A 15,936-nucleotide genomic window follows, 5' to 3' on the forward strand; every position below is an offset into this window, starting at 1 on the left:
TTGGACAAGGAATAACTTGTTCAAGGACCCCCGCGGGTGTTCACAGCCCCGACACCTGCACGACCCTCGCTCAACGGGAGAAGGCACGATCCTGGCTCAGGTGAACGAGTGCTCGGCGAAGCTGAGGCCGCCGCGTTCGCGTTGAGTCAGGTACTGCGCGCTGGCGCTGTGGATCGGCGATGTGCGCAGATACTGCGTGTACGCCGATGCTCATCGCGTGCACGCGACAGTCGTGCCACCCCATCACCTCGAAGTCGGCATCCGTCCAGGTCGCCTTCTCCAGCCCCGATTCCTCATGCACCCGCCAAGTATGCGCACCGAATTGTCCGTGCCACCTGACATCCTCGCTGCATGCGTGATTCGTTGGTGGACGTCGGCGATGTGACGCTGTTCGTGCGCGAGCTCGGGCAGCGGAGCGAGAAGCCTTCCCTGGTGGTGATCCACGGCGGCCCGGACGTCGGCCACGGCTATCTCCTGCCCGGGTTCGAGCCGTTGGCCCGGGATCACCACGTGGTGCTGTTCGACTTCCGCGGTTGCGGGCGGAGCAGCCGCGGATTGCCCGACGACGATCTGCAGCCGGAGTACGTCGTACGCGACACCCATCGCCTGATCGACAAACTCGACCTCGGCCAGGTCGATCTGCTCGGCTTCTCAACGGGCGGGCGCGCCGCGATGGGCTTCGTCGACCAGCATCCGGAGCAGGTACGCCGCTTGGTGCTCGCGTCAACGTCGGCGTACACGTCCGCGGACAACGCCCACTACCTGGCCGACTGGACCGAGTACCACCGCCGCCAACGCATCGAGGACGAGGCCGACGGGGCCTTGCGCAACTCCACGATCTTCGTCTGGGACCTGGACCTCGCGCCCGCCTACCTGGCCCTGCTCAACGCACTAGGCACCGACCAAGGCGACTGGTCCGAGGAACGCGCCATCCAGGGCTTGATGCACCCGTGGTGCCCCGGCGACCCCGAACAGATCCTCCGCACCCTCGACAAACCCATCCTCATCCTCCACGGCCAATACGACATGGGCTTCCCCGTCCAACTGGCCCACCGCCTCCACACCGCCGTACCCAGCGAACTGGCCGTCATCCCGAACACCGCCCACATGGCCCACTTCGAGAACCCCGAACTCTGGTCAGACCACATCCGCCGCTTCCTCAGCTCGGCTCCGGCTGGCCGATGACGGTGCGAAGGTCGAATCCGCGGTATTTGAGGCAGGTATGAAGCCACAGCCGCTGATCGTCGTTCAGGCGCTTCCACGCCGCTCGAAGAGCCTGTGTCGGCGGGTACTGCGGATCTCGCGCGAGCCCCGGCGCCAACATGGCACACAGCTCGGCCAGCCGTCGGATCTGCTCCTGGTACTCATTCGTCGTCAACACATCGCTCAGCGTCGCCCGTCGCGCATAAGCCATTTCCCCGATCGCCGCCGCAGCCTCTTCCATCGCGTAGGCGATCGCTGCTGCAGTCGCGTCCTCCCACCGCCGTTCTTTCCTCCCCATCGCTCAATCGTCGAGCCACGAACCCACTCCCGCAAGAGCGTGGGGGCACGGGTTAGGGTCGCGCGGTGGTGAGGCTGGCGGTGAAGCTCCTGTTGCTGGATGCGGACGACCGTCTGCTTCTGATTCATGCCAAGGATCCGAAGTCGCAAGCCGAGTGTTGGTACCCGGTCGGCGGCGGCGTCGAATCCGGCGAGTCCCTACAGGCGGCCGCAGAACGCGAGGCCCACGAGGAGACCGGCCTGGTCGATCTCCCGGTCGGTACGCCGGTCTGGCGGCGAGATCACCGGTACGAGTTCGACGGCCAGGCGTTCGACGTACACGAAGAATGGTTGCTGCACAGGGTCGAGCACTTCTCGCCGGCGCCGGCGGACTTGAGCGCCTACGAGGCCCGGACCATGCTCGGCTTTCACTGGTGGCGAGCGAACGAGCTGACCGACACAACGGAGACAGTCTTCCCACCACAACTCGGCGATCTTCTGACAGCGCTGATCGAGAAGGGCGTTCCCCCTGAACCCTTCGACATCAGTGATGCTGCTGCCATGAGCGATCGACCCAACGTGGTCCTGGCCTCGGCATCCGCACGTGGGGCGTGGCGAGGTGGTGTCTTGCCGTCGTTCGCTGGGCTCGTCTTCGTGGTGCTCGGGATCTCGGTGGATTTTCTCGGCGCGGTTGTGGCCGGTGCTGCCCTGGTGCTCGTCGGGCTTCTCCGGGCCGCGTTCTGGGCAAAGGTGTGCGCATCCAGCCAGCTCGTCGACGACGGCGTACATCTGGTGTGGATGTACCGGGGTGAGCGCCGCGCGGAGGTTGCGTGGTCAGACCTGAGGCATCTGGTGTTCCAGCGCTATGCACGTCAGCTGATCTGGGCCATCGGACCTCGCGACGGCGGACCGTTCCCGTACGTCCTGATCGATTCGCGGGCCGATCATCCGGCAGGTCTGCGGCGCTTCGCCGAGATGCTCATCGTCGACCGAGCCCAGCTCCAAGCAGCCGATGAGGCTCTGGCGAATGTCTGCCGGCACCATCGCGTGACGTACCACGGAATCGCGTCACGCTGGTGAGACCCGTCCACAACCGTAGGGTCCGTGGAGGAGGTGCGATGGTGGATCTGAAGGACGAGTTGCTGAAGGCGATGCAGGGCAGTCGAGCCGTGATGCTGGCTAAGTTGGACAGGTTGTCAGAGTACGACCGGCGGCGTCCCCTGGTTCCTAGCGGTACGAATCTGCTCGGCTTGGTGAAGCATCTGGCCGGCATGGAGTACGGCTACCTCGGTGAGGCGTTCGACCGGCCGCCGATCGAGCGCCCGTCGTGGTTCCGGGACGACCCGTTCACTGAGATCGACATGTGGGCCACGCCGGATGAATCGAGCGAGTACGTCGTGGGCGTGTACCAGCAGGCCTGCGCCCATTCCGACCTGACCGTCGCCGAACTGGAACTGAACAGCCCAGGCCACGTCGCACATTGGGCCGAAGGTCACCAGGAGACGACGCTAGGCGTACTGCTGATCAGGATGGTCAACGAAACCGCCCAACACGCCGGCCACGCCGACATCATCCGCGAACTGATCGACGACGAACCGTCCTGGCGCCGGACCACCATCCAACAAGCCGCGGATCACTACCGCTGAATCGCCAACCCCTCAATCAGATCAGCAAGCTCACCCACCGGCTTCCGCCCATCCAACTCCACCGTCGCCCCCTGCCGAAGCAGTGGCTCAACAGTCTCGACGTACCCCGCAATCTCAGCCTGCTGCTCCGCGGTGCTGCCGTAAGGATTGTTGGTTCGCCGGCTAACCCGCTCAATCAGCACCTCAACCGGCGCACTGATCAACACCACCTGCTCGAACCGGTCGTAGAACCGCCCCTGATTCTCAACCGTCCCGGAAACAACAACATCGGCCTGCTCAGCCGGCAACCGATCCATCCGCCCCTCATCCCACAGCCCGTCCCCCAACACCCAACCGTCATAGTCGGTATCCACCGTGAGATGTCCCCGCCGCCGCAACTCCTCAAGCACGGTCGTCTTCCCAACCCCCGACATACCAGTCACCAACACCCGCGCCATACCACCGGACCGTAGCAAGCATCAGGTGCGGGCTGAGGATCAGCTCTGCGCGCTGCGTGCCGCCGCGTCGAGGATGGTGTGGGTTGTTCTGCGTGAGTCGTCCAGGTCGAGTACGCCGACGATGAAGGAGAGCACCGTCTCGGCGAAGAGACTTGCGTCTGGTGATCCGGCGTCGTTCATCTCCTCGGACTGGATGCGAGATCGGAACAAGAACCCGTCCAGCATGGCCTGCAAGGCCAGGCCGACTCGCTCGATGGTCCACCCGGGCCTGAGTTCGAGGTGGAGTGCGTCGAGCAACAGGGCGTACCCCTCGAACCAGGGCTCTCGGGTGCCGACGATGTCCTCGATGATCGTCGTCCTCAGATCGGGATACTGATCGAGGAGAGGTCCGATGTGGTGCAGCAGGTACGAGCGCGGTCGGGCCTGCAACGCCCCGAGGAGCCCATCGCAGAGCTCGGTCACGGAGTCCGCCAGACTGCCCGCAGAGACACTTGCCGGCAGCTTCGCCACGTACAGCGCCGGGTTGGCCTCGGGCGCATCGCGGTACAGCATCGTGTGGATGATCGCCGCCTTGACGAACGTGTTGCGGTCGGGCCACCGATTGCGGAAGGCCTTCTCGCTCGCTCCGTCGCCGTGGCGCTCCTGCGCGAGCCCGACAACATCACTGACCCGCATCCACTCGAGCGCGGCCGGAAAGTGGATGCCGCGGAGCCGCCGCGGGCGTTCCCGGATGGCGTGGTCGAACATGGCGTCGATCAGTTCGGCGGCCGCGTCCAAGAAGTGGCCTGCGCTCGCGTCATCCCGTGAAGCCGGTGCCCGTGGCGTCATCTCGATGTCCTCCCCCCGCCAGTACATCGCGCAGAACAGTCGTCACGTTACGTGGCGATCCATAGGGAGGCAGTTGTCTCCCCCTACGCCGCAGCCGATGGACGACGTCGAACAGCTCGCTTAGCGTGATCAAACTGCCGCGCGTCCGACGGCACAGCCGAGAGGGGGATCGGACGCGCGGCAGTTCATCACCGCCGGGAACCCCGACGACCACCTCGGCCGGGCTCAGTAGGGTCCCGCGCGGACCGTGGATCCGACATCGCGGCCTGATGGGGCTGCCGCCAGCCGCCTGTACCAGCGACTGGGCTTCCAGCTCCGTGAATCCCAGGTGTATCGCTTCGCTGTCGACTGAAGCTCGACCGCGCACTTGACCCCGCGCGTTCCGGACCCAGCCTGGTACGTCGGGGGACCATGGACTCGTGGCGGTCAGGGACATGGTGTTCGAGGAAGGGGATCGGGTGCGAACCGTGGGTCGGTTCGTGCCCGGCGCGGACGGTGATTGGTTGGACCTGGCCCGCGTCCGTACTCCGATCTCCAGACCGCCGGGCTGGAAGTCGTATCGGTCGATCCGGCTGATCGGGACCGACGCCGAGGCGGCTGATTGGTCGCCGAACAGAGTCTGGAATTCCGTCTCGGTGGTCGGGATCTGGGGCGACGAGAGCATCGAGGTCGAGGAACTCTCGTCCGAGCTCCCTGCACCGGATCCTTATGTGCCTAGGACGGACCCACCGTGCCCGCCGCCACCCGGTGGCTGGCGACGGGACGAGCCGGCATGGAACACGGCTTTCGACACCGGCGACCTGGTGTCATCCGGGACGATCGTCCATCAGGCGATCTTCCGCCCCTCCGCAAACCAGGAAGTCCTCGTCGTGGCTGCCGCCGACGTGGACGAGGTGACCCGGCAGATGTCTCCGCATTTCCCAGATCAGCTCTGCGTCGTGCCCAGCCGGTTCTCCCGCGCTCAACTCGACGAGGTCCGAGATGTCCTGCACGCCCGCTGGCGGGAGTGGCGCGTGGAAACGTTCGGCACCGGCTCAGACCTGCAAGCTCAGCCATTCATCACCGCCCGACTGTTCCGGATCACCCCCGAAATCGCCGACTGGTCCGACAGACTGCCCGAAGGATTGCTCCGCCTCGACCCCGCACTCAGCCCTGCCTGACAACCAGGGTCACATCGGCAGACGCCCAGCTGTCCTCGGTGAGTTCGTCGACACGCTCGATGGCGCCGTCGCTTCCAACTCACCCCGAGCCGCCGGCAACCGCAAGGCGGTCGCGCGCGAGGAGCGCCTAGAGCCAGGGCGGGTCGTAGCGGCTCACGTAGGCGCGTGCGCGTTCGGTCGGATCTGCCCAGTACTGGTGTGGTTGCCGATGCACGTGCTTTTCGCAGAACTCCCGAAGGTCAGTGCTGATCGTCTCCACCTCGCGGACGGGGAGACCTTCGAAGTCGCTGTTGACCTGCAGGAGTTCGGACTCGAGGTTCCAACCCGACGCATCGAACACCCACGTGCCCCACCTCGCGTACACGTGCAGCGGATGCTCGAAGTCACCCAGGTACAGCGCCGCCAAGGCGATCCCCTGATCGGGATAGAAATCCCTGCACGTCCAGGCCAGCACGTGGCATGCCCCACTCGAGAAGAAGGCCTGATCTGTTCGCTCCCACGAGACTCGTTGATCAGTCCGCTCGATCGCGGTTCGCCGGAACACCCCAGACGCTGTCACTGCCATGCGGCGATGCTAGCGAGACAGCCGAAAGCGCGGATCGCGGCATGAGCGGACGTCTGTCATTCAGCCTGACGGCCCGCTACCTTTCGGAGGGTGGACGTCCCGAAACGCACGCCGCTGATGGCCGAGGACGATCCGGTTGTGCAGTGGCTGCTGCAGGGCGATCCAGCGATCCGATGGCAGGTACTGCGCGACCTCGTCAACGCCTCGGAGACCGAGGTGGCGACCGAGCGAGCGCGGGTGGAGCACGAGGGCTGGGGTGCTCGACTGCTGGCGCTGCGGGCTCCTGATGGCCTGTGGGCGAACGGGGCCTGCTTTCCGGGTACCGCGGCGTTCGCATCGGCCACTGCGCGGGCCTTGGCTGCCGGTGAGCCACCGCCGCCTTTCCCGTCGCCCGACGGGGAACCGGCCGAGGCACCGACCGACGGGTCGAGTGCCGAGCCGAGCCAGCCGTGGACCGCGACGTACCCGGTCCTGCTCGACCTGTGCCACCTGGGCATGCCCCCGGACAGTCCGGTGATGCAAGAGACCGCACACCTGGTGGCCCGCAACTGCCGCTGGGAGTACGACGGGCTGCCGTTCTTCGCCGGCGAGGCGGACTGCTGCATCAACGCCGGCACGATCCTGATCGGTGCCTACCTGGGCGTCGACGTCGACCCGGTGGTGCAGCGGCTCGTGGCCGACCAGATGCCGGATGGTGGCTGGAACTGCTGGGCCGAGACGCGCCCGGCACCGGCATCTTTCGCAAGCACCCTGGACGTGATCGACGCGCTGCTGAGGTGGGAGCGCCATACCGGCGGATCTGAGGAGGTCCGCCGGGCTCGCCGGAACGGAGAGCAGTACTTGCTCCGGCGCAACCTCTTCCGGTCGTTACGCACGGGCGAGGTGGTCAACCCGCAGTGGGAATTGTTCTCCTACCCCCCACGCTGGCACTACGACCTGCTCAAGGCCACGGAGTACTTCGCCCGGCGTGGGGGCACTCCGGATCCGCGGCTGGCCGAAGCGATCGAACGCGTCCGCTCGAAGCGCCGGCCCGACGGGCGTTGGCTGCTCGAGAACAACCACTCCGGCGCGGTCCACTTCCGGTTCGAGGAACCCGTCGGCACGCCGAGCCGGTGGAACACCTTGAGGGCGCTGCGAGTGCTGCGCTGGTACGACGCGTCCGCCCACTCCGGCGGCGCGAGCCAGGCGTCTTGACGACAGGTGGCAGAACCACTAGGTCAGAAGGGCTCTGACCTGGGGGTTCTTGTTGCTCCCCCGCCAGGTTTCGATCCTGGTCTTCGAGATTCAAAGTTGCTGATCCGGCGTCGACACGGGTCTACCGGTGTCAGCCATGAAGACGGCGGCAGGCGCAGATCCAGCCTAGATCGACCGGACGCGTCTACCGCCGTCCATGCCTCTTGTTAGCAAATCCGTTAGCAACCGGCTCGGATGGTCAGAAGGTCGGTAGCGCCAACAGGTTGTTCGTCCAGATGCCATCCGACACCGTCTGAATGTACTTGCGTCCGGACGACGAAACTCTGACTCGAACCGCTGCGGGCTTGGTCCCGTTGGTGACGACGAAGGTGTACTTGCCACTCTCGATCATTTCCACGATCTCGCTCACCGTGTTCTCGAAGGTGCCGTTCCCCGACTGACCCTTCACCTTGACGATGTGCTCGTGCAGCGTTCCGCCTGCCGACATTCGGCGATGTGTGATGTCGTTTGCCACTCTTCCCCCACATGGTGTTGTAGTTCCCCTTGGCCGGTACATCGCGCTAGCGGTCATGGCCGTTACTGGCGGTGAAGATTCGCCGGTCAGATGCGCTCGCTCGTGCCCGCAGGAGCTAGACATGCCCGCTGGTTGAAGGGGTGGCTTCCCGTCGCTCGGTGACCGTTAGGGAGCATGCCTGATCCCGGTTGTCCAGTTGCCCTTGGGTCGAGCTTGCGAGTCTGGACAACCGGGATCAGGCATGCTCGGCTCCGCCTCATCGAGTGGCGGGAAGGCGGCCCGGTGGCATCCCGGAGTGAGGTCGGGGTCCGGGGGCGGAGCCCCTGGGATCGGTAGCCTGAATCATGGCAATTGCTGGTCACGAGGAACACAAACGACGGCTCGAAGAGATCGAGAACAGCGACCTCACTGCACATGAAAGACACGTCGCCTACGTGGAGGCGACCTGGGATCAGGCGTTGGTCGAGGCGTTCGATGAACACGACACGGTTGTGGGTGCCCTGCGTGCACTCGGGCTCAACCGTGCTGCTGATGTACTCGCCGGTCGAGGAGACGGGTAGCACGGCGCGCGGCGCGGGCGGTGAACGGCCGGAGGGCGCATGCGCACGCCCGCGCCGCGCGCCGAAGGCGCGCCTTGATCCATAAGAGCCAAATTCGGCAGGGCACCGCTCGGATTCGGCCAGATCTACGATTCGGCGGTGACGGCCCCAGCGATCTTGGCGGCAATATCAGATACGGAGTCGCGTTCGGTTGTGAAACCAGCGAGGTCGGGCAGGATGCCGCTGTACTCGGCGACGTCGGAGAACGTGACGCCATGCAAAACCGGAATCAGGGTGTCCTTGTGCAGCAAGGCCCCGAGCTCGCGTTCGGTCCAGAACCTTCCGGCCAGATACGCGGCGGTGAGCAAAACGATGCCTGCCCGAGCCTTCCGAAGACCTTGGTCCATCTGCAGGGCCTGGCTCCTGCCCGGTCGAATTGCGAGCTCGTCGTACCAGACGCTAAGCCCAAGCTCTCGAAGCCGTCCGTGCAGCTCGCCTGCGACTGTGCTCCCGTCGATCTTGGCGTAGCTGAGGAAGACGTCGTACTCGCGGACGTCGACCGGAATCGCGTCGTGGACGCGATCGACCAGCTCTTGCTCTTGGGGCGTGTAGCGGACCTGCGGACGTCCGCTGGCCTGGAGGCGTCGGTTGATCTCGTCGATCACCTTCTTGTTGTGAGCGTCCGCTCGCCGGTTGTGTTGATCGACGGCACGGTTGTAATCGTTCACAGCCTTCCGGTTCTGGGCCTCGATCTTCCGGTTCTCTGCTTCAACTTGCCGCTGGAACCGTTGGACGTCCCGATTGAACTGCTGCTGCGCCTGCCGCTGGGCGGCACGAAACTTCCGGTTGAACTCGCTTGCGCTCGGCGGCACGGCGTTCTCCTCGTGGTGGAACCGACGCTTCGAGAGTACCGGCGGACGTCGACAGTTGGCCGCACGGCTAAGTCAACAGGCGAACCGTCTTAACGCCGAATTGCCTCGGTGAGCTCGGCGATTTGCGTGACAACCGCGTCAGCACCGGCGGCGGTGAGGTCGTCCGCCTTGCCCGGCTTGTTGGCGTAGCCAATGCTTGCGGCTCCGATCGAGCGAGCGGCCTGTACGTCGGTGGCTTGGTCGCCGATCAGCGTGCACGCGTCAGGTTCCACCGCTAGTGCCTCGGCAGCGCGCTCGATCAGGTGCGGGCTCGGCTTCATGAGAGCCGGATCGGACGGGTCACGAGCCTCGATGTGGTGGACGAAACCGGTCAAGCCGACTCGGTCGAGGTAGGCGCGTACCGATGCGCCGGTGTTGTTGCTGACGATCGCGAGTTGTCGGCCAGCGTCCCGGCAGGCGGTCAGGAATGCTTCCACGCCCGGGGTTGGTGTGGCGCTCTCGACGGCCTTGATCTCGGCGGTCTGGAGGGCTTCCTCGACGTGGCGGCCCAGCTCGGGAGATAGTTCGGCGGCAGCACTCAGGAACTCGTGCGGGCTGGTGATCGCAGACATAGCCGGCGGCAGCTCACCGACCTGGTCGAGCGCGAGACCGCGCAATTCGTCGGTGATCTGCGACGCCGGATACCCGGCGAACACCGCGCACACAGGACCGTCGAAGTCGAGCAGGATGACAGGACTCCTGCGCAAGGTGACGGCCAACGCTTCGGCGGTCACGGCTCGTAGGTCCGGCCGAGTGTGCCCCAGAGACTGTCAAACCAGCGTCGGGCCTGCTCGACGTACTGCGCGCCGGTGGCCCGGTCACCCTCGCTCGTTGAGTGGTGGAACAGGACGGTGTCCTTGCCCACGGCATCGAAGATCGGAACGTCCTTGGTGCCAATCTTCACCTCGCGCTCAACGACGGGGTAGAAGCCGAAGAACAGCTCCTCGTCGTTGATCAGGTACATCTTGAACATCATCGACAGCGGGACGACCCGGGTCTCAACCTCGGTCTTCTGGACAAGTCCCAAGTCGCCGAGTTCGCGAACCGATTCAACGATGGCTCCGGCCGACCGGTGCGCGATCTCGGCGACTCGGGCACGGACGGCGGAGTCGTCGCCGGGCTTCGAGCCAGCACGTGATGGAACGGCGAGCGGCTGGCCGAAGTCCGGCAGCAGCAGGCGGATGGTGACCGATTCCGGCGTCAGGCGTCCGCGCCGAATGCGCTCGATCGGCTCCTCAAGGGCCCCAAGCAGAGTCTCACCAGTCAGACCCGCAAAGTCGATGGTGACCCGCGTCCGCTCGAACGCCTGCTCGATGTGCGGTCGAAGGCCGACCGCCTGGTCCGCCCGGTCGCGAACGTAGACCCCGCTGCCGACTCTCGACACAATCAGGCCCTCGTCGCGCAGAACCTTCAGCGCCTGCTGAATCGTCATCCGGGCAACGCCGTACTGAGTCGCGAGTTCCTGCTGTGAGGGCAGCTTCTCCCCCGCCGTGAACTTCTGCGTCAAGATCCCGGCGCGCAGCGCAGTGGCGACCTGCCGGTACGGCGGACGTGGGTCGTTCGGGTCTAGCTCCATGACTCCCAGAGTAGTACCTGGCTAGCCAGCCTAGGAATTTGTCTGTCCAAATACTTGACCTGGCTAGCCAGGCTGGTTACCTTGGTCATATCGCAGCCTGGCTAGTCAGCCTAGGCGCCCTACTCAGAAGGAGCAGTAGTCATGGCTATGCCGCGCAAGCTCAAGATCGAGTTCGGTGAGGTCTTCCCGTACGGCGTGTTCGCGGTCTCGGAGGTCACGCAGGTGCGGGACTTCGAGCGGTCGACGAAGGATCGTCCGGTGTACGCGATCGATGAAGAGTCCGGCCTGAACGTGTGGTCGGTCGACGTGATGGACGGTGACCGGGACGCCCGGAAGGCTGACCGGCAGATCTCGGTGAAGATCCTGTCCAAGCAGCAGCCGGTGTTGCCGCCGCAGCCGCAGGGGATGCCGTTCACGCCGGTGGAGTTCGACGGCATGACGGCGACGCCGTACATCGCGGAGAACGGCAACCGTCCGCGCCTTGCCTGGTCGTTCCGGGCGATGGCGGTTCGTGCGCCGAAGTCCGCTCAGACTCCGAAGGCGGCCTGATCATGGGCGAGCCGATCAGGGTGTCGATGGACGTGCACTTCGACGGGAGCACGGGCCGGATCGAGTCGGCTCTGAAGCGGAGCGTGTACGGGCCGTACGTGACGATCACGGTCGGGGACGACGGCTACAACCGGGTCACGCTGTACTGCCACGACCTGGCGGCGTTGACGACGATGGTCGACGCGATCGACCGGGCGCGTCAGAGTCTCGCGGAGGTGCTGGGGTTCCTGCCGAGCGGAGAGCCGTGCGCGTACGCGGATGTGTTCGGGTCGATCGAGTGGAACGAGCACGACCACGACGAGTGCTTGGAGCACCTGGTCGATGAGCCGGTGCCATACCGGACGGTGGCGTGATGACGGCGCTGTTCGCGACCCGGCGCGATCTGGACGGATGGGCTGACGCGCTCGGTGCCCGCAACGACGACGAGGCATCGGCCGAGCTGCACAAGCTGATGGGTCGTCTGCTGGACGGTCAGGACCGGGTCCGGAAGGTGGCGCGGTCGTTGTCGAAGGCACCGAACGACGAGGTGCGCCGGTCGCTGGCGCTCGCGCTGGGCCGGATCGATCTGGCCGTGCTGGTGGTCGGTGAGGCGCTGCGTGGGTTCGCAGTGCACGAGAGGGGCTGATGAGTCATGGCGATCACTGGAGCGATCGCGGGTAAGCGCCGGTTCCTGGATCAGTGGGCGCGGGCGCTCGGGGTCGGCAACGACCTGGAGGCGATGGCGAAGCTGCGGGCGGTGATGAACGAGCTGGACGACGCCCGTTCGCAGTTGCAGAAGACGACTCGGGTGCTGGCCGATGCGCCGGACCCGGACGCCAACGAGGGCGCGGCCGGCGCGATGACCGCGCTGGAGCAGACCTGGCGGAACCTGCTGGCCGTCGAACGGCGGTTCGCGAAGCACGAGAGGGGGCGGAAGTGATGGGCAAGATCAAGGAGGGCCGGAAGGCATCGGGTGGGGTGCCGGTGGTGCGGCTGCTGGCGTCGCTGCTGCGTTACCCCGGTGTCATGGGGCCGCTGCTGCTGGCCGGGTTCGGGGTCTGGTGGTGCCGCTCCTACGGGTGGGCCTGGGCCGTCAGCACCGGCCTGGTGCTCGGCACGATGCTCGGGGTCTGGCGGCTGCGTCGGCCCGAGTCGTTCCGCCGCCTGGTGGGATGGCGGGTGAAGGCGTGGTGGCGTCGCTGGTTCGTGTACGCGCCGCGCTGGTGGTGGTGGATGGGCCGGTTCGGGCTGTCGATCAAGACCGAGGTCCGCGAATGGATCGTGCGGCCCCGGATCATCAAGGTCAGGTCCAACGCGTCCACCGATTCACTGCTGCTCGACCTGCCGGACGGCATCACTCCCGGCGACGTGACCGAGTGCCTGGAGAGGCTCCAGCATGCGACCCGTGCCCGCCGTGCCACTACTCGGCAGGCGACTCCGGGCCGGGTGTGGCTCGATCTCTACAAGCGCGACCCGCTGGTCAAGACGATCCCTGCCGTCGCGATCCCGGAGAACCTGCGGGTGGAGGACCTGGACGGGCTGGTCATCGGATACGCCGAGGACGGTACGCCGTGGCGGCTGCGGGTCCAGGGCACACACATTCTCGTTGCCGGGGGCACCGGTTCGGGCAAGTCCGCGATCATCTGGTCAACCCTGCGGGCGCTCGCGCCCTACATCCGGGCCGGTCTGGTGCAGGTGCACGCGATCGACCCCAAGGGCGGGATGGAACTGGAGTTCGGCCGGGACCTGTTCTACCGGTACGAGGCCGACGATTACGAAGCCATGGTGCAGCTCCTCGAAGCTGACGCGGACGAGCTGGACGAGCGTGCCCGGTACCTGCGCGGCCGAGCCCGCAAGTTCACCGTGTCGACACAAACACCGCTGGTGCTGATCATCGTGGACGAGCTGATGCAGCTCACGACGCTGCTGCCGGGTCCGGACGGTCGGCGGCAGATGGGCCGGGTAGAGACCGCGCTCGGACGCCTACTGTCCAAGGGACGTGGTCCCGGCTACGCCGTCATGGCCACCGTGGTCGAGCCGACCAAGGACATCGTCACCTGGCGCGACATCTTCCCCGACCGGATCGCGCTGCGGCTCGGCTCGTCATCCCAGGTCGACATGGTCCTCGGCGAAGGACAGCGCGACCTCGGGGCCGAAGCCGACAACATCGCCCTGTCGCTGCCGGGTGTCGGGTTCGTCAAGGTCGAGAACTCGCCCGTCCCGATCCGGGTTCGCGCCGCCTACGTCACGGATGACGAGATCAAGACCATGTCCGGCAACTACCGGCCCGCCCACAACCTCCGCCCGGTCGACACAACCCCCGACCTGGTCGACATGGACGAGCTCGATCACTCCGACGAGACGGGAGAGGCGGCATGAACCGGCGCGAGATCTCCGGCCAACTCGAACTCGTCTTCGACCCTGCTCCCGAGCTGACCGACGAGCTGCGCGCCGAACTGACCGCGCATGTCCTCCCCGACTGGCAAGCCATGGGCGCATGCCGCTCCACGGCTGATGACACCTGGTTCCCCGCCGACACCGACACCACCGGCAAGACGAACGCGGTCGACCGGTGCGGGTTCTGCCCGGTCCGCCGCTCCTGCCTCGCCTACGCCCTGTCCACCCGCGAGGAGTACGGGGTCTGGGGTGGCACGACCGAACTCCAACGCAACGTCCTGGTCCGTGACCTGGTCGACGGTGCCCCGGTTGTCGACGCCCTGGACGGCGCAACGCTGCTGCCCGAATACCTCTGGAGGCAGGCGGCATGACCGTCCAGCTCCGCGTATCGGGCGACCCCGACGAGATCGAGGTCATGGTCAAGGTCCTGGGCGTGGTGTTCGACCTCACCGGCTCCGGCCGCCTCTACCCCAACCACGGCTCGATGGGGGTCCGCGTCTACCTCACGGCGCGGATCCCCTGGGCCGGTGAACGAGAACACCCACGCCGAGGAGATGGTCACGAATGATCTCGACCCTGGGCCAAGTCGCCCCCGACGTACTGCACGACCTGGCCGTCCGCAACGGCGTCTGCGTCCGGCCGGTGCTGTCCCGGATGACCGACACGTCGACTGGTGAACAGCTCGTGGTGCCGATCCCGTGCGGCTCGACCCAGGAACGTCAGTGCCCGCCGTGCGCCGAACGTGCCCGCAAGCTCCGGATGCAGCAGTGCCGCGAGGGCTGGCACCGCGACGACGAGATCCCTACCACCGACGACGAATCCGGCCCGGGCCACGAGGTCCCCGCGGAGCAGTCTGACGAAGACGCCGACGACGCCGAAACCCCTGCTGACGTTGACGAATCCGGCCGCCGCGTCAGGTCCACTCGTCGCCGCCAGGACGCCCCCGACCTGCCCAAGGTGCCGATGGAGAACCGCACGGTCGGTAAAGCGTTCACCGCTCCGAACGGACGCACCTACCGGCCCTCGATGTTCATCACGCTAACGCTTCCGTCGTACGGCAAGGTCGGCCCGGACGGCACACCCCGCGATCCCGAGTCGTACGACTACCACCGGGCCGCGATGGACGCACTGCACTTTCCCAAGCTCGTTGACCGGTTCTGGCAGAACCTGCGCCGCTGCGCCGGGTACAAGGTCCAGTACTTCGCCACCGTCGAAGCACAGCGACGCCTCGCACCGCACCTGCACGCCGCCGTCCGGGGCGTCATCCCTCGCCAGGTCGTCAAGGACGTGGCCGTCGCGACGTACCACCAACTGTGGTGGCCCCAGTGCACCGAACCCGTGTACGTCGGGGACGACCTGCCGACCTGGGACGACTATGCCGGCGCTTTTCTGGACCCCTGCACCGGGGCACCGCTGCCCACTTGGGAACAGGCGTTGGACGCGATCGATGACGACCCAGCCGCGACCCCGGCACACGTGGTCAAGCTCGGTACTCAGATCGACTATCAAGGGATCATCGCCGACGCGGACGACCAGGTCGGCAAGGCAATCGGCTACCTGACTAAGTATCTCGCCAAGTCCATCGCGGACACCTACGGCGACGACGACGAGATCACCACCGCACAGGCGATGCACCTGGACCGGCTGCACCGTGAGGTCCGCTGGCTGCCCTGCTCGCCGTCCTGCTCGAACTGGCTCCGCTTCGGCGTACAGCCCAAGGACGCGGAACCGGGCATGCGGCCGGGCTGGTGCCCCTCCAAAGCCCACGACAGGCACCACCTCGGGTTGGGTGGCCGCCGCGTGCTCGTGTCGCGTCAGTGGACCGGCAAGACGCTCTCAGACCACCGCGCCGACCGGGCCGAGGTCGTACGCCAGACGCTCGCCGCCGCTGGCGTCGACATGCCCGACACCGACCGGTACGCCGCGACGACCGAGCTCGAGGACGGCACGCCGCGCTTCATCTGGTCGGCCGTCGACCGGGCGAACGACGACGACCTCCCGACCTGGCACGGCGTACTCACACGCGGCATCAACGAACGCATCCGCTGGCGGACCGAGTACGAGCAAGCCAAGCAACGGGCCGCCAACGCGCCACCCGCCGATACCCGTTCGGCAACCGACAACACCAACGACGCCGCTGAACCTGCGGCCTGATCTGGGGA

General features: G+C 66.2%; 21 protein-coding genes. 13 read left to right on the plus strand and 8 right to left on the minus strand.

Going from position 1 to position 15,936, the window contains the following annotated elements:
* The first annotated feature begins 351 nt into the window (after positions 1-351).
* The gene (locus OHA18_RS06635) at positions 352-1,185 is read left to right on the plus strand and encodes an alpha/beta fold hydrolase (RefSeq protein WP_329002857.1); all 834 of its coding nucleotides are present in this window, start codon (positions 352-354) and stop codon (positions 1,183-1,185) included.
* Here the strand turns inward: OHA18_RS06635 and OHA18_RS06640 are convergent.
* Positions 1,160-1,444, minus strand: coding sequence for a hypothetical protein (locus OHA18_RS06640; RefSeq protein WP_329002858.1), 285 nt, complete (start codon positions 1,442-1,444; stop codon positions 1,160-1,162). The two genes, OHA18_RS06635 and OHA18_RS06640, sit on opposite strands and share 26 nt — an antisense overlap.
* Positions 1,445-1,566: 122 nt before the next feature.
* On the opposite strand from OHA18_RS06640, the gene OHA18_RS06645 reads away from it, so the two are divergent.
* On the plus strand, positions 1,567-2,559 hold the full coding sequence (locus OHA18_RS06645) for an NUDIX domain-containing protein (protein WP_329002859.1): 993 nt from the start codon (positions 1,567-1,569) through the stop codon (positions 2,557-2,559).
* A gap of 38 nt (positions 2,560-2,597) precedes the next feature.
* Positions 2,598-3,125: a DinB family protein gene (locus OHA18_RS06650; RefSeq protein ID WP_329002860.1), complete on the plus strand. Its 528-nt coding sequence runs from the start codon at positions 2,598-2,600 to the stop codon at positions 3,123-3,125.
* Here the strand turns inward: OHA18_RS06650 and OHA18_RS06655 are convergent.
* Complete coding sequence (locus tag OHA18_RS06655) at positions 3,116-3,562, minus strand: AAA family ATPase (protein ID WP_329002861.1); 447 nt, start codon at positions 3,560-3,562, stop codon at positions 3,116-3,118. The two genes, OHA18_RS06650 and OHA18_RS06655, sit on opposite strands and share 10 nt — an antisense overlap.
* A 39-nt stretch (positions 3,563-3,601) precedes the next feature.
* Positions 3,602-4,390 carry a hypothetical protein gene (locus OHA18_RS06660; protein ID WP_329002862.1) on the minus strand — a complete coding sequence of 263 codons (789 nt, stop codon included), beginning with the start codon at positions 4,388-4,390 and terminating at the stop codon, positions 3,602-3,604.
* Between the two features lie 419 nt (positions 4,391-4,809).
* Between OHA18_RS06660 and OHA18_RS06665 the strand changes: the two genes are divergently transcribed.
* Complete coding sequence (locus tag OHA18_RS06665) at positions 4,810-5,550, plus strand: hypothetical protein (protein WP_329002863.1); 741 nt, start codon at positions 4,810-4,812, stop codon at positions 5,548-5,550.
* A 127-nt stretch (positions 5,551-5,677) separates the two neighbouring features.
* Here the strand turns inward: OHA18_RS06665 and OHA18_RS06670 are convergent, their stop codons facing one another.
* Positions 5,678-6,115 (minus strand): hypothetical protein, encoded by a 438-nt coding sequence (locus OHA18_RS06670; protein WP_329002864.1) that lies wholly within the window; start codon positions 6,113-6,115, stop codon positions 5,678-5,680.
* A 90-nt stretch (positions 6,116-6,205) separates the two neighbouring features.
* On the opposite strand from OHA18_RS06670, the gene OHA18_RS06675 reads away from it, so the two are divergent.
* Positions 6,206-7,309 carry a squalene cyclase gene (locus tag OHA18_RS06675; RefSeq protein WP_329002865.1) on the plus strand — a complete coding sequence of 368 codons (1,104 nt, stop codon included), beginning with the start codon at positions 6,206-6,208 and terminating at the stop codon, positions 7,307-7,309.
* A 238-nt stretch (positions 7,310-7,547) separates the two neighbouring features.
* Here OHA18_RS06675 and OHA18_RS43290 read toward each other — a convergent pair whose 3' ends face one another.
* The 4 genes from OHA18_RS43290 to OHA18_RS06695 all read right to left on the minus strand — a co-directional run bounded on the left by OHA18_RS43290 (position 7,548) and on the right by OHA18_RS06695 (position 10,849).
* Positions 7,548-7,796: a DUF3892 domain-containing protein gene (locus tag OHA18_RS43290; RefSeq protein ID WP_442914373.1), complete on the minus strand. Its 249-nt coding sequence runs from the start codon at positions 7,794-7,796 to the stop codon at positions 7,548-7,550.
* Between the two features lie 712 nt (positions 7,797-8,508).
* Positions 8,509-9,234: a toll/interleukin-1 receptor domain-containing protein gene (locus tag OHA18_RS06685; protein ID WP_329002867.1), complete on the minus strand. Its 726-nt coding sequence runs from the start codon at positions 9,232-9,234 to the stop codon at positions 8,509-8,511.
* An 89-nt stretch (positions 9,235-9,323) separates the two neighbouring features.
* Positions 9,324-10,007 carry an HAD family hydrolase gene (locus tag OHA18_RS06690; protein ID WP_329002868.1) on the minus strand — a complete coding sequence of 228 codons (684 nt, stop codon included), beginning with the start codon at positions 10,005-10,007 and terminating at the stop codon, positions 9,324-9,326.
* Positions 10,004-10,849 (minus strand): GntR family transcriptional regulator, encoded by an 846-nt coding sequence (locus OHA18_RS06695; protein ID WP_329002870.1) that lies wholly within the window; start codon positions 10,847-10,849, stop codon positions 10,004-10,006. The genes OHA18_RS06690 and OHA18_RS06695 overlap by 4 nt, the downstream gene beginning before the upstream one ends.
* Positions 10,850-10,990: 141 nt before the next feature.
* On the opposite strand from OHA18_RS06695, the gene OHA18_RS06700 reads away from it, so the two are divergent.
* Genes OHA18_RS06700 through OHA18_RS06735 form a run of 8 tightly spaced genes read left to right on the plus strand, consistent with a single transcriptional unit; the run spans position 10,991 to position 15,928 of the window.
* Positions 10,991-11,398, plus strand: a complete 408-nt coding sequence (locus OHA18_RS06700) for a plasmid replication, integration and excision activator (protein WP_329002871.1) — start codon at positions 10,991-10,993, stop codon at positions 11,396-11,398.
* A 2-nt stretch (positions 11,399-11,400) separates the two neighbouring features.
* On the plus strand, positions 11,401-11,751 hold the full coding sequence (locus OHA18_RS06705; protein WP_329002872.1) for a hypothetical protein: 351 nt from the start codon (positions 11,401-11,403) through the stop codon (positions 11,749-11,751).
* Entirely contained in the window at positions 11,751-12,023 is a 273-nt protein-coding gene (locus OHA18_RS06710) for a hypothetical protein (RefSeq protein WP_131335758.1), read from the plus strand. The genes OHA18_RS06705 and OHA18_RS06710 overlap by 1 nt, the downstream gene beginning before the upstream one ends.
* A 6-nt stretch (positions 12,024-12,029) precedes the next feature.
* Positions 12,030-12,317, plus strand: a complete 288-nt coding sequence (locus OHA18_RS06715) for a hypothetical protein (protein WP_329002874.1) — start codon at positions 12,030-12,032, stop codon at positions 12,315-12,317.
* A complete protein-coding gene (locus tag OHA18_RS06720) occupies positions 12,317-13,756 on the plus strand; it encodes an FtsK/SpoIIIE domain-containing protein (protein WP_329002875.1) in 1,440 nt (479 codons plus the stop codon). Before OHA18_RS06715 ends, OHA18_RS06720 begins: the two co-directional genes overlap by 1 nt.
* A complete protein-coding gene (locus OHA18_RS06725) occupies positions 13,753-14,145 on the plus strand; it encodes a WhiB family transcriptional regulator (protein WP_329002876.1) in 393 nt (130 codons plus the stop codon). The genes OHA18_RS06720 and OHA18_RS06725 overlap by 4 nt, the downstream gene beginning before the upstream one ends.
* Positions 14,142-14,342, plus strand: a complete 201-nt coding sequence (locus tag OHA18_RS06730) for a hypothetical protein (RefSeq protein WP_329002877.1) — start codon at positions 14,142-14,144, stop codon at positions 14,340-14,342. Before OHA18_RS06725 ends, OHA18_RS06730 begins: the two co-directional genes overlap by 4 nt.
* Positions 14,339-15,928, plus strand: a complete 1,590-nt coding sequence (locus OHA18_RS06735; RefSeq protein WP_329002878.1) for a replication initiator — start codon at positions 14,339-14,341, stop codon at positions 15,926-15,928. The genes OHA18_RS06730 and OHA18_RS06735 overlap by 4 nt, the downstream gene beginning before the upstream one ends.
* Positions 15,929-15,936: the final 8 nt, after the last annotated feature.

It is taken from the genome of Kribbella sp. NBC_00709 (genome assembly GCF_036226565.1).
Lineage (GTDB): Bacteria > Actinomycetota > Actinomycetes > Propionibacteriales > Kribbellaceae > Kribbella.